Annotated in this window: 16 protein-coding genes; 8 read left to right on the top strand and 8 right to left on the bottom strand. The window is 68.3% G+C overall.

Features of this window, described 5'->3' with window-relative positions:
• Positions 1–18: 18 nt before the first annotated feature.
• Positions 19–834, bottom strand: a complete 816-nt coding sequence (locus KF871_RS03525; RefSeq protein ID WP_291138404.1) for an alpha/beta hydrolase — start codon at positions 832–834, stop codon at positions 19–21.
• A complete protein-coding gene (locus KF871_RS03520; RefSeq protein ID WP_291138401.1) occupies positions 831–1880 on the bottom strand; it encodes a peptidase M29 in 1050 nt (349 codons plus the stop codon). Before KF871_RS03520 ends, KF871_RS03525 begins: the two co-directional genes overlap by 4 nt.
• Positions 1881–1956: 76 nt before the next feature.
• On the opposite strand from KF871_RS03520, the gene KF871_RS03515 reads away from it, so the two are divergent.
• From KF871_RS03515 to KF871_RS03505, 3 genes are all read left to right on the top strand, one after another.
• Positions 1957–2478, top strand: coding sequence for a flavin reductase family protein (locus KF871_RS03515; protein ID WP_291138399.1), 522 nt, complete (start codon positions 1957–1959; stop codon positions 2476–2478).
• On the top strand, positions 2475–2909 hold the full coding sequence (locus tag KF871_RS03510; RefSeq protein WP_291138396.1) for a MarR family winged helix-turn-helix transcriptional regulator: 435 nt from the start codon (positions 2475–2477) through the stop codon (positions 2907–2909). Before KF871_RS03515 ends, KF871_RS03510 begins: the two co-directional genes overlap by 4 nt.
• 64 nt (positions 2910–2973) lie before the next feature.
• Positions 2974–3876, top strand: a complete 903-nt coding sequence (locus tag KF871_RS03505; protein WP_291138393.1) for a DMT family transporter — start codon at positions 2974–2976, stop codon at positions 3874–3876.
• 31 nt (positions 3877–3907) lie between these two features.
• Here KF871_RS03505 and KF871_RS03500 read toward each other — a convergent pair whose 3' ends face one another.
• Together KF871_RS03500 and KF871_RS03495 are read right to left on the bottom strand one after the other, a co-directional pair.
• Complete coding sequence (locus KF871_RS03500) at positions 3908–4903, bottom strand: tripartite tricarboxylate transporter substrate binding protein (RefSeq protein WP_291138390.1); 996 nt, start codon at positions 4901–4903, stop codon at positions 3908–3910.
• Between the two features lie 126 nt (positions 4904–5029).
• Complete coding sequence (locus tag KF871_RS03495) at positions 5030–7111, bottom strand: acetoacetate--CoA ligase (RefSeq protein ID WP_291138387.1); 2082 nt, start codon at positions 7109–7111, stop codon at positions 5030–5032.
• A gap of 104 nt (positions 7112–7215) precedes the next feature.
• On the opposite strand from KF871_RS03495, the gene KF871_RS03490 reads away from it, so the two are divergent.
• The 3 genes from KF871_RS03490 to KF871_RS03480 all read left to right on the top strand — a co-directional run bounded on the left by KF871_RS03490 (position 7216) and on the right by KF871_RS03480 (position 9785).
• Positions 7216–7902, top strand: a complete 687-nt coding sequence (locus KF871_RS03490; protein ID WP_291138384.1) for a TetR/AcrR family transcriptional regulator — start codon at positions 7216–7218, stop codon at positions 7900–7902.
• An 84-nt stretch (positions 7903–7986) separates the two neighbouring features.
• Positions 7987–9357 (top strand): solute carrier family 23 protein, encoded by a 1371-nt coding sequence (locus tag KF871_RS03485; RefSeq protein ID WP_291138381.1) that lies wholly within the window; start codon positions 7987–7989, stop codon positions 9355–9357.
• A gap of 2 nt (positions 9358–9359) precedes the next feature.
• Entirely contained in the window at positions 9360–9785 is a 426-nt protein-coding gene (locus KF871_RS03480) for a hotdog fold thioesterase (RefSeq protein WP_291138378.1), read from the top strand.
• A 37-nt stretch (positions 9786–9822) separates the two neighbouring features.
• Here KF871_RS03480 and KF871_RS03475 read toward each other — a convergent pair whose 3' ends face one another.
• From KF871_RS03475 to KF871_RS03465, 3 genes are all read right to left on the bottom strand, one after another.
• On the bottom strand, positions 9823–10347 hold the full coding sequence (locus KF871_RS03475; RefSeq protein WP_291138375.1) for a hypothetical protein: 525 nt from the start codon (positions 10345–10347) through the stop codon (positions 9823–9825).
• A gap of 137 nt (positions 10348–10484) precedes the next feature.
• On the bottom strand, positions 10485–10829 hold the full coding sequence (locus KF871_RS03470) for a hypothetical protein (RefSeq protein ID WP_291138372.1): 345 nt from the start codon (positions 10827–10829) through the stop codon (positions 10485–10487).
• Positions 10826–11395, bottom strand: a complete 570-nt coding sequence (locus KF871_RS03465; protein WP_291138369.1) for a cob(I)yrinic acid a,c-diamide adenosyltransferase — start codon at positions 11393–11395, stop codon at positions 10826–10828. The genes KF871_RS03470 and KF871_RS03465 overlap by 4 nt, the downstream gene beginning before the upstream one ends.
• Positions 11396–11569: 174 nt before the next feature.
• Between KF871_RS03465 and KF871_RS03460 the strand changes: the two genes are divergently transcribed.
• The gene (locus tag KF871_RS03460; RefSeq protein ID WP_291138366.1) at positions 11570–11785 is read left to right on the top strand and encodes a hypothetical protein; all 216 of its coding nucleotides are present in this window, start codon (positions 11570–11572) and stop codon (positions 11783–11785) included.
• 67 nt (positions 11786–11852) lie between these two features.
• Entirely contained in the window at positions 11853–13277 is a 1425-nt protein-coding gene (locus KF871_RS03455) for an FAD-linked oxidase C-terminal domain-containing protein (protein WP_291138363.1), read from the top strand.
• Between the two features lie 63 nt (positions 13278–13340).
• On the opposite strand, the gene KF871_RS03450 is transcribed toward KF871_RS03455, so the two are convergent.
• Positions 13341–15443 carry a hypothetical protein gene (locus KF871_RS03450; RefSeq protein ID WP_291138360.1) on the bottom strand — a complete coding sequence of 701 codons (2103 nt, stop codon included), beginning with the start codon at positions 15441–15443 and terminating at the stop codon, positions 13341–13343.
• Positions 15444–15489: the final 46 nt, after the last annotated feature.

The raw sequence follows: 15489 nt of genomic DNA, 5'->3' as shown, positions 1-15489 counted from the left end.
TCTCCTGTGGGGTCGGTGTCAGTGCAGGTCGACGGCCAGGCCGGGCGCGGGCTCGACCAGAAAGTCGAGCAGCAAACCATCGAACAGTTCGGGTGCTTCCAGGTTCATCAGATGGCCGATGCCCTTGAGTTCGGTGTAGCGGGCGTTGGGAATGGTTTCGGTCATCTGCTTCATCACCGATGGCGCGGCGACGCGGTCGAACTCGCCGCCGATCAGCAGCGTGGGTACCCGGATGTCGCGCAGTTGCGCCTGACGATCGAAGGTCACCAGGCAGTCGAGCGCGCGGCGGTAGGTGGCCGCAGGCACGCCGCCCATGCAGTGCTCGGCCAGGCGCAGGCCCTCGGGCAGCGCGCCTGGGCCCACCATGCGCGGCACCACCTGCCGGGCCACGTCGGCCATGGTCTTGCCGGCGTCCAGTGGCGCGGTGCGCTCGGCAATGAAGCGCTGGGCCCACGCGTCGGCCTGGCGGCCGTCGGTGGTGCGCCCGAAGGCGGCCGAGGTGCCGGCCAGCACGAGTCGGTTGACCCGGTCGGGTCGGCGCGCAATCACTTCCTGCGCCACCATGCCGCCCATGCTGTGGCCGACCAGCGTCACGCTGTCGCACTGCAGCGCATCGATGAGGTCGATGCAGCATTGCGCCAGGCCCTTGAAGGTGTAGGGCTCGATCGGTGCGCTGTGCCCGTAGCCCGGCATGTCCCAGGCCACGGCGCGGTAGCCGGCGCCGGCCAGGGTCTCGACCTGCGGCGCGAACGCCAGGTGGCCGCCGCCGATGCCGTGCAGCATCAGCACGGTCGGCCCGCTGCCCAGTGTGGTGAAGGTGGGCAGCGCGTTCATGCCACCACCTTGCCGGCGTCGACAACCACCGCTCCGTCGAGCGTCACGGTGCAGCCCCGCAGGGGGAAGTCGAAATGCCCGCGCGTGTGCCGGCCCGCGACCTCGTTGGCGCCGGTGCTGTAGAGAAAGTTGCCGGCGAACGCGCGCAGCTCGGTGCCGTTGAAGTCGCGCTTGTCGTACAGGGCCATGCTGTCCCAGCGCGCGTGTTCGTTCAGGCCGTAGCCCACGTGGCTCACCGCGTAGGCCTCGGGCTCGCTCCAGGCGGCGTAGTGGTGGCGCAGCAGATCGGCGTCCACGCCCTGGCCGTCGATACGGGTCACCACATCGCGCTCGATGGTGAGCGTGATCGGCCGCTCGATGTAGCGCTTGAAGGTCAGGTTGACGTCGCCTTCGGCCAGCACCAGCGTGCCGTTGACGGTGCCGCCGGCGGGAAAGCCCAGCACCAGACCGCCGGGCCAGTGCGTGAGCGTGCCGGGGCGCGTGGTGCTGCCCCAGTTGCCGCCCACCACGGCGCCGCGCAGGTCGATGTGCAGGTCGGTGCCGGCGGCGGAGCGCACGTGCATGGCGCTGGCCGAGCGCAGGCGTTTCACATGCGCCTTGACGCGCGCTTCGGTGGCGTCGTCGGGCTGCAATCGCATCAACGCCTCGGGGTGTTCGTTGCTGACGTAGACCACACGCGGCTGGGTTTGCCCATTGCCCTTGAGGATGGCCGGCAGCTCGGGCGCGTGCATCAGGCCTTCGACCGTGCAATCGACCACCAGCTGGCAGCCGGCCAGTGCGGTGATCACCGGTTGCAGCTGCTGGATGGCGGTGCAGGCGCCGGTTGAGCGCTGCACCGGCGCGTCGGTGCTGAACACCGAGGGCAGGACCAGCTCGAAGCAGCGGGCGCCCAGGCGCGCTGCGGCCAGGCGGGCCAGCTCGACCAGCACGGGCCGGCTCTGCGTTTCGGCCAGAATCGCCACCGTGTCGCCGGCCTGTAGATCGCAGCGGCGCAACAGCGTGTCGAATGCGTCGATCCAGGCGGGTTCGATCCGCTCCTGCAGCATCGGGTCTCCTCGTTGTGTGTGGGGTGGATGGGCGTAGCGGCCCATTATTCATGAATATTCATGTAAATTGCAGCCCATGTCGCCTGCCCGTCTGTCCGGCCATTCGGCCCGCCCCCCCGATTTCTCGGCGCAGGAGTTCCGTGCCTCGCTGGGCATGTTCGCCACGGGCGTGACCGTGGTCACCGCGCGCACAGCCGAAGGGACACTGGTGGGCCTCACGGCCAATTCGTTCAACTCGGTGTCGCTGTCGCCGCCGCTGGTGCTGTGGAGCCTGGCGCACCAGGCGGGGTCGATGGCGGCTTTCCAGAATGGCCTGCACTACGCCATCAACGTGCTCGCGGCCGATCAGCAGGCACTGGCCGAACGCTTTGCGGCGCGGGGCGTCGATCGCTGGGTCGGCGTGCCGCACACCGAAGGCGTCAACGGCGCGCCGGTCCTGCAGGGCGCAGCCGCGGTGTTCGAATGCTTCAACCGCAGCCAGTACACCGAGGGCGATCACGTGATCTTCGTGGGCGAGGTGGAGCGCTGCTCGCACCGCGCGGACGCCTCGCCACTGCTGTTTCACGGTGGGCGCTTCTACGCGGAGCACCCGCTGTGAGCGAGCCCGCCGAGCGCTTCACCAACGACTACCTCGGCTACCTGCTGGGCCAGGCGAACCACGCCTTGTTCAAGGACTTCGACGCCCAGGTGCGTGAGGCCGGGCTGGGCTCGCTCGAGTGGCGCGTGCTGGCCGTGCTCAGTGGCGACTCGCCCTTGAGCGTGGGCGCGCTGGCGCAAGAGGTGCTGAGCCAGCAACCCACAGTGACCAAGCTGCTGCAGCGCCTGCTGGCCCAGGGTTGGGTGGCGATGCAGGCCGACCCTGCCGATCAGCGCCGCACGCTGGTGGCCATCACGGCGGCCGGACAACGCAAAGTGGCGCCCCTGATGCGCCGCGCCCGCGAGCACGAGGCGCAAGTGCTCGGCGCGCTGAGCGCGGCCGAGGTGCAGCGCCTGAAACGGCAGTTGCGCGAACTCGCCCAGCCGCGCTGAGCCCGGCGTTTTGGCGCACCGGCGCGACAGATGTCCGCCACCGTCACGCACCACAATCGCCCACATGTCCACCACTGTCGCGCGCAAGCCGCACCTCGATTCCCTGGCCATCACGCTGCTCATCGTGTGCTGCGCGTTCTGGGGCTTTCAGCAAATCCTCATCAAGTCCACCGTGGGTGAAGTGCCGCCGCTGTGGCAGGCGAGCCTGCGCTTCTGGGGCGCCACGGCCTTGCTGTGGCTGTGGTGCCAGCTGCGCGGCGTGCCCTTGTTCCAGCGCGACGGCACCCTGCGCGCGGGCTTGCTGGCGGGCCTGCTGTTCTCGGGCGAGTTCTGCTTCATCTACCTCGGGCTGCAGTTCACCAGCGCATCGCGGCTGACCGTGTTTCTCTACACCAGCCCCTTCGTGGTGGCCGTGCTGCTGCCGCGCGTGGTGCCCGGCGAGACGCTGCGCCGCGTGCAATGGGTGGGCCTGGTGATCGCGTTTGCCGCGGTGGCACTGGCGTTCAGCGAAGGCTTCACCCATGCATCACCGGTGGCGGGTCAATGGCGCGGTGACGCCATGGCGCTGGGCGCGGGCATGCTGTGGGGCCTGACCACGCTCACCATCCGCGCCACACGCATGGCCACAGCCAGCGCCGAGAAGACGCTCTTCTACCAGGTGGCCGTGACCGCTGTTGTTGCGCCGCTGTTGTCGCTGGCACTGGGCGAGCCCTGGGGGCTGTCATATTCCACGCAGGCGTGGACGTCGATCGCGCTGCAGACGGCCGTGGGCGCGTTTGCCAGCTACCTCACCTGGATGTGGATGCTGCGCCACTACCCGGCCACGCAGATGAGCACCTTCACCTTTTTGACGCCGGTGTTCGCGCTGGTGTTCGGCGTGGTGCTGCTGGGCGAGCCGCTCACCGCCAAGCTGGTGCTGGCCCTGCTTGGCGTGGCCGCCGGCATCGTGCTGGTGAGCCGGCGCTGAGCGGTCACGCGCAGCGGTGCAGCGTGGGGGCTCAACTTTTCTTCGCCAGCCCCAGGCGCTCGATCGTCGCCTTTTCCGCGGCGTAAGTGCGCGCACCGTAGGCGGTGTAGTCCGCCGTGTTCATGTAGATCACGGGCTGGAAGAACTTGTCGAGCGCGCTCTTGACCTCGGGGTCGTCCAGCGTGGCCTTGAAGGCGTCGTGCAGCGCCTGAACGACCGTCGGGTCCATGCCTTTGGGGCCACCGATGCCGAAGGGTGATTCGCTGATGGTGTCCCAGCCGCTTTCCTTGACGGTCGGCGTGTCGGCAAAGGCCTTGTTGCGCTGGCTGCCCAGCGTGGCCAGCAGGCGCAGCTTGCCGCTTTGCACGTGCGGTGCGAACTCGGTGGTGCCGCTCATCATGCGGATGTGGCCCCCGAGGATGGCCTGCATGATCTCGGCCGAGCCTTTGAAAGGCACCGGGTTGAGCTTGATGCCCGCTTTTTCGCTGAACTCTTCGATCGCCAGATGGGGCGTGGTGCCGGTGCCGGTGTGGCCGTATTCCAGTTGCCCGGGGTTGGCTTTGGCGTAGGCCACCATTTCCTGCAGCGTCTTGAACGGCGCGTCGGCGACGCAGGCGATGCCGAAGGTGTAGCCGGTCAGGCAGACGATGTGGGTGAGGTCATTGACCGGGTGAAACGGCATGTCGCGCATGTGCGGCAGGCGGTAGATGCCCAGCGGCAACTGCGTGAGCGTGTAGCCATCGGGCTTGGCCTGCAGCATGGCGCTGGCTCCCAGCGTGCCGCCCACACCGGGTTTGTTCTCAATGATCACCGGCACGCCCAGCCTGGCACTGGCGCTCTTGGCAAAGGCGCGCATCACGCCGTCGCTGCTGCCGCCGGCCGGCCAGGGCGCGATCAAGGTGATCGGACGCGAGGGGTACTTGTCCTGCGCCAGTGCGCCCGCAGGCAACAGCGCGGGGGCTGCCACGGCGGCGGCGGCGCCGAGCACCTGGCGGCGGGTGACGTGTTGGTCCTTGGTCGTGGTCATGGCTTGTCTCCGTTGGGGTCTGTGGAACGAACGCGCGCTCTTGTAGCGCAAGCCTTCGTTTCGCAACAGCGGGACGGCCATGAGGGCCCGCGCGAATCAGTCCCCTGCGGGACTGCGGAGTTCCGCTCAGGCGGCGGCGCGCTCGCGGGCGAGCTGTACGTACCAGTCCAGGCAGCCCGGGTTGGCCATGGCTTCGCGGTTGATGACCTTGTCGATCGGCTGGCCCAGGAGCAGCTTTTTGATCGGTAGCTCCTGCTTCTTGCCCGAGAGGGTGCGCGGGATCTCGGCCACCTGGTAGATCGCGTCGGGCACGAAGCGTGGCGACAGCGCGCTGCGGATGGCGCCGCGCAGGCGTTCGCGCAAAGCGTCGTCGAACGCGACACCTTCGCGCAGCACGACGAACAGCGGCATCCAGCTGTCGCGGCCGAGGTACTCCAGGTCGATCACCATCGAGTCCAGCACCTCGGGCAGGGCCTCGACGGCGCTGTAGATCTCGCTCGTGCCCATGCGCAGGCCGTGGCGGTTGATGGTGGCGTCGGAGCGGCCATAGATGACGCAGGAGCCATCGGGCAGGATGCGCAGCCAGTCGCCGTGGCGCCAGACGGCGCCCGCTTCGGGGCCCAGGTCGCCACCGCCGGGCTTGCGGCCATGGCCGGGTGGGTAGGCGTCGAAGTAGCTGCCCAGCAGGCGCTGGTTGTCCTTGTCGCCCACGAAGTACAGCGGCATCGAAGGGATCGGCTGCGCACACACCAGTTCGCCAACCTCGTCGATCACCGGCTCGCCCTGCTCGTTCCAGGACTCGACCGCGCAGCCCAGCAAGCGGCATTGCATGCGCCCGGGCGCTTGCGGCAGCTCGCGGTTGCCGCCGATGAAGGCGCCCGCAAAGTCGGTGCCGCCGCTGATGTTGCACCACCAGATGTCTCGCTGAGCTTCGTTGGAGGCGATGGCGGCAAAAGCCTGGCTGCCCCAGCGCTGCGCGTCCTCCGACAGCGGTGAACCCGTGCTGCCGAGCGCACGCACGCTGGACAGATCGCCGCAGGTGGACAAGTCCACGCCGGCCTTCTGGCAGTTGGCATAGAACGCCGCGCCGGCGCCGAAGAAGGTCACCCCCTGGCTGGCGGCAAAGCGCCACAGCGTGGTCCAGTCGGGCGCGTCCTTGGCACCGCCGGGGTTGCCGTCGTAGATGACGCAGGTGGTGCCGTTGAGCAGGCCGCTGACCTGCGCGTTCCACATCACCCAGCCGGTCGAGCTGTACCAGTGGTACCGCTCGCCGAAGCTGTTGGGCTCGTAGCTGCAGCCGATGTCGTTGTGCAGGGTCTTGAGCGCCAGCGCCACCAGCACGGTGCCGCCATGGCTGTGCACGATCGGCTTGGGCAGACCGGTGGTGCCGCTGGAATAGACGATCCACAGCGGGTGGTCGAAGGGCAGCGCCACGGCCTCGAAGGCGGCCGTCTCGGCATCGTCGCGCGCGCACACCTCTGCGAAGTGGGCGCAGGGCGCGAGTTGCGCCAGGGCCTGCGCCTGTTCGGCGTCGGTCCCGGCCAGGTTGGTGTGCAGCACCACGTGGCGCACCGATGGCAGCGCTGCACGCAGCTCGGCCACCACGCCCAGGCGGTCGATGTCGCGCCGCCCGTAGGTCACACCATCGCAGGCGATCAACACCACCGGCTCGATCTGGCGGAAGCGGTCGAGCACGGCGTTGCTGCCCATGTCGGGCGCGCACACGCTCCACACCGCGCCGATGCTGACCACCGCCAGAAAGGCAATGGCCGTCTCGGCGATGTTGGGCAGGTAGGCGGCCACGCGGTCGCCCGGTTGCACGCCCTGGGCCCGCAAATGCAGCGCGAGGGCAGCGACACGGCGTTGCAGCTCGGGCCAGGACAGCTCGACCACGCTGCCCTTTTCGTTACCCACGATCAGTGCCGACAGGCCGGCCGCGTGGGCCGGCTGCACATGGCGCATCACCTGGCGCGCGTAGTTGGCTCGCCCCCCCGGGAACCACTGGGTGCCCGGCATGGTGTTGGCCGCCAATACCCGCCCCTGTTCTGATTGGATGTTCAAACTAAAGTACGCGTCGATGCTGCTCCAGAAGGCCTCCAGGTCGGTCACCGACCAGCGCCACAACGCAGGGTAGTCATCAAAGCGCAGGCCCCGGTGGGTCGCAAGCCATTCGGTGTAGCGGCGGATCTGGGGCACGAAAGGCGTCATGGCAACGGTGGGGCAAAGGTCGCGAAGCCGCGCAGCGTAGCGGCCCTTGCCATCGCTGTCTGTCACCCATGAGGTCGGCCACACATTCAGGGAGCACCCATCACATGTACGACGAATCCCATCCCGAGCGGGCACCGGAAATGCGCAACGGCCGCCAGCAGAGCATCCTGCAAGCCGCCGAGCGTCTCTTTGCCGACCACGGCTTTCACGCTGTCACCCTGCGCCAGATCGCCGACGCGGCCGATGTGCCGCTGGCCCTGGTGGGTTACTACTTCGGCCGCAAAAACGATCTGTTCCAGGCCATCTTCCGCCACCGCCGCCACTGGCACCTGGAGCGGTTGAACGCCATCGATGAGGCTCGCCGCCAGGTCAACCGCAAGGAAGGGCTGGTGCGCCTCGTCGAGGCCTTCGTGCTGCCCTTGCTGCGCCTCAAGCAGGGTGGCGAGACCCGCCCCTATGCGCGCTTGCTGGCGCGCGAAATCCTGATCGGCTCGAACGCGCCCGACCACCCGCTGCGCGAAGGCTTCGATCCGCTGGTGCAGCGCTTCATGGATGCCTTGCACGTGCTGCACCCGCAGGCCACGAGCAACGGCCTGGCCTGGGCGAGCCAGTTCACGCTGGGCGCCGTCGCACTGCACCTGCGCGATGAGCACATCGAACGGATGTCGCAGGGGCGTGTTCGCCATGGCGACAGCAGCGCACCCGAGCGGCTGGTGCGCTATCTGGTGGGTGGCCTGCAGCACACGCTGGCCATGCAGCGCGACGCCGCTGCACCGCAACAAACGGCCTGACACGGCGCGCGCGCGGGTGACCCTCCGCGCGCTCGGCTTGCTTGCACAATCGCGGCCACACAAATACCCCGAGGAGCAAACAAGATGGGCTTGTTCAACTGGACAGAGCGCGGCGCCGACACGCTGAACCAAGGGGGCGTCATCGCGCCCGACGAGCGGCTGCCGTGGCCGCAAACGGCCATCATGGGCGTGCAGCACGTGATCGCCATGTTTGGCGCCACGGTGCTGGCGCCGCTGCTGATGGGCTTCAACCCCAACGTGGCCATCCTCATGAGCGGCATCGGCACCCTGATCTTCTTCGTCATCACTGGTGGCAGGGTGCCCAGCTACCTGGGGTCGAGCTTTGCCTTCATCGGCGTGGTGATCGCGGCCAGCGGCTACGGCGGCAGCGGCCCCAACACCAACCTCGGCGTGGCCCTGGGCGGCATCATCGCCTGCGGCGCGATCTACACCCTCATTGGCGTGATCGTGCAGGCCACCAATGTGCGGCAGCGGCGCTCCACGCCCGCGCGTGGCGTGGAGGTGGTCGAGATCGACGAGGGCGTGGCCGAGCACTGGATTGAACGCCTCATGCCGCCGGTGGTGACGGGCGCCGTGGTGGCGGTGATCGGCCTGAACCTGGCCGCCATCCCGATCAAGAACATGGCGCCCACCAGCTTCGATGCCTGGATGCAGGCCATCACCTTCCTGTGCGTTGGCCTGGTGGCCGTGTACACGCGCGGCATGGTGCAGCGCCTGCTGATCCTTGTCGGCCTGATCGTGGCCAGCCTGATCTACGCCGTGCTCACCAACGGCATGGGCCTGGGCAAGCCGATCGACCTCAGTGGCATCGCCAACGCGCCCTGGTTCGGCATGCCGAGCTTCGCGGCCCCGGTGTTCGACCCGCAGGCCATGTTGCTGATCGCCCCGGTGGCGCTGATCCTCGTGGCCGAAAACCTGGGTCACATCAAGGCCGTGAGCGCCATGACCGGGCGCGACCTCAACCCCTACCTCGGCAAGGCCTTCATCGGCGATGGCATCGCCACCATGGTGAGCGGTGGTGCCGGTGGCACCGGCGTGACGACCTATGCCGAGAACATCGGCGTGATGGCCGCCACCAAGATCTACTCCACCGCCATGTTCGTCGTGGCCGCGGTCGTGGCCATCGTGCTCGGCTTCAGCCCCAAGTTCGGCGCGCTGATCCAGGCGATTCCGCTGTCGGTGATGGGTGGCGTGTCCATCGTGGTGTTCGGCCTCATCGCCATCGCGGGCGCCAAGATCTGGGTGGACAACCGCGTCGACTTCTCGGACAACCGCAACCTGCTGGTGGCGGCGGTGCCCCTCATCCTGGGCACCGGCGAGTACACGCTGAAGTTCGGCGCCTTCAACCTCGGCGGCATCGGCACCGCCACCTTCGGCGCCATCGCGCTGTACTGGCTGCTCAGCCGCGGCAAGGCCGCACGAGGCAGGGGTTGAACATGGCCGCGATCTGGACCCGCCCGATCTCCTGCGACATCCTGCAGCAGCTGCACCACGACACCGCGGTGCGCCACCTGGGCATCGAGTTCACCGAGGTGGGCGACGACTTCATCGCCGCGCGCGTGCCGGTGGACACGCGCACGCGCCAACCCTATGGCCTGTTGCACGGCGGCGTGAGCGTGGTGCTGGCCGAAACACTGGGCTCGTGTGGCGCCGCCTTTTGCTGCCCGGACGGCCACCGCGCCGTCGGCCTGGACATCAACGCCAACCACATCCGTGGCGCCACCAGCGGCTGGGTCACAGGCATCACGCGGCCGGCGCACATCGGCCGCAGCACCCAGGTGTGGCACATCGACCTGCGCAACGACGCGGGCGAACTCACCTGCGTCTCGCGCATCACGATGTCGGTGCTGGCGCCGCGTTGATGCCGCGTTGATACTGGGCTGGTGCCGACTCCCTGGCTCAGTGCAACGGGTCGAGCACCACCGCCATGCGGTACTGCGCCAGGCGCTCGGCCGGCAGAGCCCTGACGTAGGGGTGCTCATGGAACGGCGCCGCGGGCGCCAGGGTGGCCACCAGGGGCAGGCCGCCCTGGCCGTCCACGTGGTTCAGCAACGCAACCACCGCGGGCAGCTCTTCGATGAGGCTGTGCAGCTTCTGGTCCATGTTGCTGAGGAAGGCGTCGCGCAGGCAGGCCTCGTCATCGACGGCCAGGTCCAGCGTCGGCACCGCCACCCCCAGTTGCGCACACATGTCGCGCACCCCCTCGGCGGCAACGCACAGGCGGTGGCGCGCATCCACCAACGAGATGACCACGCTGATGTCGCGCAGCGCCTCCGAGATGTCGATCAGAAAAACACCGCGGGTGAGCAGCAGCCCGCTGTGCTCATGCCCGACCAGGTTGTGCGCGGCCATGCGGTGGCGGCGCACAAATGCGGCGAGATTCCTGGACTCGACCAGCCGGTCCAGGTGTCGGTTGGTGACCATGCGTCCCCCCCTTCCCTTGCAGGGCGCCGGGATGGCGACGGCGCGACGCCCTGAGGCTGCGCATGGTGACAGCGCAGACGCCTCGCCGCAATCGGCCGCATGCCCGACGGTCGGGTGGTGGATGCCTGATGCCCTCTTCAGCGCCGCTCGCAGTGGCCCTGCGATGTCGCCTGGCCGCGAAAGTCGCTGCGCCAGGTGAGTGAGGCGGTGTCGAGCTGGATGCGTTCGTTGTCCAGCGAGGTCAGGATGACCGTCTCGAACACGGCAAAGGTGTAGACGGGCACACCGTCGATCTCCAGCCGGCGGATGCGCGTGTCGTCGAGGACAAAGCGCACCTCGCGCGCCCAGTTCGTGCGCGCCGGCAGGTAGACCGCGTCGCAAACCAGGGTGACCTGCTGCGGCGCAGCATCGTCAGCCTTCGCGGGCACCGCCAGCGCGGCGGCCACCACAGCAAGCGCGAGCGCGGCCTGGCGCGTGCTCACGACCCATCTCCCTGCTGCTGCATGCGTTCGCTCTTCCAGTACACGTCATCACCGCCATCCACACGGTTGAGCACGCGCGCCAGCACGAACATGAGGTCGGACAGGCGGTTGAGGTATTGGCGCGGCGCGTCTTTCAGCGGCTCGGCATTGCCCAGCGCCACTACGGCGCGCTCGGCGCGGCGCGCCACCGTGCGGCACACATGCGCCAGGCTGGCCGCGCGCGTGCCGGCCGGCAGGATGAACTCCTGCAGGCGCGGCAGGTTTTCGTTGTGCGCGGCCAGGGCCTCGTCCAGCGCCAGCACGGCCTCGGGTTTGAGCAGTTCGAAACCGGGGATGGAGAGCTCGCCCCCCAGGTTGAACAGCTGGTGCTGGATCTCCACCAGCAGGCTGCGCACCGTGTCGGGCAGCGCCTCGCACAGCAGCACGCCGATGTGCGAGTTCAGCTCGTCGACCTCGCCCATGGCATGCACACGCAAGCTGTCCTTGGACACGCGGGTGTTGTCGCCCAGGCCCGTCGTGCCGGCGTCACCGGTGCGGGTGGCGATCTGTGTGAGTCGGTTGCCCATGGTGTTCCTTGTCAAGAGGGGAACGATTGTGAGTGAAACGCGATCCGTAACGAGCGGCTGGCAAATGTGTCGGACGTCAAGCGCAGGTCAAGCCGGCAACGCCGGGCAAAAACGCTGGCCTTGCAGCGTGAGTCGGGCTGCAATGGCCTTTCTTTCATTCCACCCGGAGTGCCGATGCGTACCACCGATTTCCCCATTCCCCGGTTTCGATCGAGTTTCGAAAGCCGCAGCGTGCAGATCGTCGCCGCCTGGACCCTGGCCATGGCCAGCGCCGGTGCCCTGCACGGCCTGAGCACACCCCGCAGCGCCGGCGCCAGCACCCCACCCCTGAGCAGCACCGCACCCGGCGGCACCCTGCCCCCATTGCCCGCACGCCTGCCCCGCAAATGATCGCGCCCGGTGGGGGCGCAGGCGTACACTGGCCGGCTCTGAAAAATCAGTGCGCCGGAGACCGCCCATGAACGCCCCCACCGACATCCACCACCTGCTGCCCACCGTGCAGCAGCGCGACATTCCCGCCGACTTTCTCGCGGCCCTGCAAGCGCGCTTCGGCGCACAGTGCTCCACCGCCATGGCGGTTCGCGAACAGCACGGGCGCGACGAGTCCACCTTCACCGTGCCGCCGCCAGCGGCCGTGGTGTTCGCACAAAGCACGCAGGACGTCGCCGACGCGGTGGCCCTGTGCGCGCAACACAAGGTGCCCGTCATCCCCTTCGGCGTGGGTTCGTCGCTTGAAGGCCATCTGCTGGCGGTGCAAGGCGGCATCAGCATCGATGTGAGCCGCATGGACCAGGTGCTGTCCATCAACGCCGAAGACCTGACCGTCACCGTGCAGCCCGGCGTCACGCGCAAGGCGCTCAACGAGGCCGTCAAGAGCGAAGGCCTGTTCTTCCCCATCGACCCCGGTGCCGACGCCTCCATCGGCGGCATGACCGCCACGCGTGCCAGCGGCACCAACGCCGTGCGCTACGGCACCATGCGCGAAAACGTGCTGGCGCTGGAAGTGGTCAATGCCAGGGGCGAGGTCATCCGCACCGGCACCCGCGCCCGCAAGAGCAGCGCCGGCTACGACCTCACGCGTCTGATGGTGGGCAGCGAAGGCACGCTGGGCGTGATCACCGAGGTCACGCTCAAGCTGTACCCGCTGCCCGAAGCCATCTCGGCCGCGATCAGCTACTTCCCCACCATCGAGGCCGCGGTGCGCACCGTGATCCAGGTGATTCAGCTGGGTGTGCCAATCGCGCGCTGCGAACTCATCGACGCCGGCACCGTGCGTATGGTCAACGCGCACAGCAAGCTCGGCCTGCGCGAAGAACACATGCTGCTGATGGAGTTCCACGGCTCGCCCGCCAGCGTGAAGGAGCAAGCCGAAACCGTGCAGGAGATCGCCAGCGAGTTCGGTGGCAATGCCTTTGAATGGGCCACCACGCCCGAGGAGCGCACCCGTTTGTGGACCGCGCGGCACAACGCCTACTTCGCCGCCATCCAGACCAAGCCCGGTTGCCGCGCCGTCAGCACCGACACCTGCGTGCCGATCAGCCGCCTGGCCGACTGCCTGCTCGACTCGGTGGCCGAAGCCGACGCCAGCGGCCTGCCCTACTTCCTCGTCGGCCACGTGGGCGACGGCAACTTCCACTTCGGCTACCTGATCGACCCCGACAACGCCGACGAGCGCCGCGTGGCCGAAGAACTCAACGTCAAGCTCGTCACCCGCGCCCTCAAGCTTGAAGGCACCTGCACCGGCGAACACGGCGTGGGCCTGCACAAGATGGGCTTCCTGGTCGACGAGGCCGGCGCTGCCGCCGTCGAGATGATGCGCACCCTCAAGCGCGCACTCGACCCGGACAACATCCTCAACCCGGGCAAGATCTTCTCGCTGTGAGTCGAGGCACCCCATGAACAAGGCCCCGCATGCGGGGCCTTGTCGCGTGTGGCGGGGTCGCGCTCAGCGCCCGATCTGATCCGTCAGGGCCGGCAGGGCCGTCATGGCCTCCCACTTCACCGTGCGCCGCAATTCGTCCAGCACCGCGACGTGCTGGCCCGCCGCTACGCTGCCATTGGTGCCAAACGGCACGTAGTTGCCGTACACCAGCGGCTCGTGGTCGTTGAGGGTGCCGTTCTCGTTCATGAACTGCATCTCGAACGGTGGCATGAACATCAAGCCGGTGGGCAGTGTGGGCGGCAGGTCCGGGCGCGTGCGCACCAGGGCCGGCGCCACCACTGGGGTGATCGCGGTGAGCTCGAAGCGCTGCTGCAAGGCATCGACCCGCACGTACAGCGCCATCTTGGGCTCTTGCGCCGAGAACGGGCCATTGGCGAGCTGGTACACGCCGATGCCGCGCCAGATTTCGACGTCACCGTCGCCACGGTCGCGCGTGCCGCTGCCCTCGTAGGTAATGGTGGTGTCGGACGCGGGCAGCACGTTCCAGGTATTGGCCAGCAGACCCCCATCGACCGCGGTACGCCGTGCATAGGCGTCAGCCCGAAGGTGCAGGCGGATCTTGATCTCCTGCGAGAGCACGCCGTCGTCGTCGACGAAGTCCAGGCGGTAGCTGACCAGCCCACGCCAGGAGGCCAGCGTGCGCGGGTTGCTGGTGCGACCGCGCACCTTCACCACCACGTCACCCAGCGAACCCGGCGGGTCGTTCGGCGCGGTGGGCAGTACCAGTTCGACGGCGTCGCTGCGCCACTGCGACACCGCCACGGCTGTCCCGCCGATGGTCACTGTGCCGGGCTCGCTGCCAAAGCTGCCATGGATCACCAGTCTGTCATCCGCCTTGACCTGCAGTTCGGTGATGACCGGGTTGCTCAGGTTGAAGCCGTCGCCGAAGCGCATGACGTGCGACGCCTTGCCGCCAGGCTCGGCCGGTGGCGTCACCAACAGGCCCTTGGCGGACAGGTACGACCAGACGTCGTCCATGTCGAAGGCGCGCGCGCGCGGTGCGGGCGGCTGGTAGCCGTTGAAGCCCGTCAGCCGGTCGATCAGCGTGTCGACCATCTGGAAGGCGTAGCCATTGGAGTTGCCACTCCAGCCGATGAGCGTGCTCGCGCCCTGCGCGGCCATGGCCTGCTGGAACTTGGCGGCCTCTGGAGCGCCGCTGTTGCACGACAGCATGATGACCAGCGAGTTCGAGGCGAACTTGAAGTAGCGCCGCACAAATGCGGTGGTGATGGCATAGCGCGGCGAGCTGCCGCGCCCCAGGCGTTGCCAGAGCGTGCGGTCGCGGTGGTAGATCAGGCGACCTGTCGCCAGCTCGGCGATCAACGCCAGTTCGTTGCCCACCGTGACCACGGTGTCGGTCATGACCGAGAACTCCTTGTCCTCGCCTGGCCCGAACAGCCCCGAGTGCGAGGTCATGAAAAGGAAGCCCGGCTCGCCGAGCGACATGAGCCGCTCCACCGTGAGCGCGCGACCCTCGGCCACCACCCAGCCGCGTTCTTCGAGCGCCTTGCCCATGCGCGCCAGCGAGGCGGTGCCCTCCTGCTCGAACTCGGGCCCGGTGAAGCTGAGGATGGTGGCCACGTAGCTGCCGGGCACTTCGCCGGTGCCTGCCACCGCGGCCTTCTCCTCGCGCAGCGACATGGCCGCGTCCAGGCCCTGCTTCACAGCATCGGGTGGCAGCTCATGCCAGTTGGCCGAGTAGACGAAATGGCGCCCGTCGCGAAACCGGGCCCACACCAGTTCGTCCCCCACACCCGCATCGGTGTACTCCGGCTGCGTGAGCAACCAGTCCCGCAACGTGGCCCAGTCCTGAGGCGTGGCCACCGCGCCACCGGTCAGCAGCTCCAGCTGCTCAGCCACCCGCTCGGTGGCCGCGATGCGCTCCTGCGCCGTGAACTGGCTGGGATCACCACCCTCCCCAGGGTCCGACGGCCCCCCCGAGCCGCCGGGCACTGGTGTGGCACCCCCCGTGCCAACACCACCCCCTCCCCCACAGCCCACCAGCGCGAGCGCTGCTGTGCCTGCCAGCAGCAATCGGCGCCGCTCCATCCCCGATGCGGCCACGCCCCCCGGCTGGCCCACCGGCTCCCTGATTTCCCTCTGCATCTCAACTCCCTGCGGCTAGCCGCGATGTGACAACTGCAGGGAAGTA

This window comes from Hydrogenophaga sp., from assembly GCF_019635465.1.
Taxonomy (GTDB): domain Bacteria; phylum Pseudomonadota; class Gammaproteobacteria; order Burkholderiales; family Burkholderiaceae_C; genus Hydrogenophaga.
This window is presented reverse-complemented; position numbering and strand designations above follow the sequence as displayed.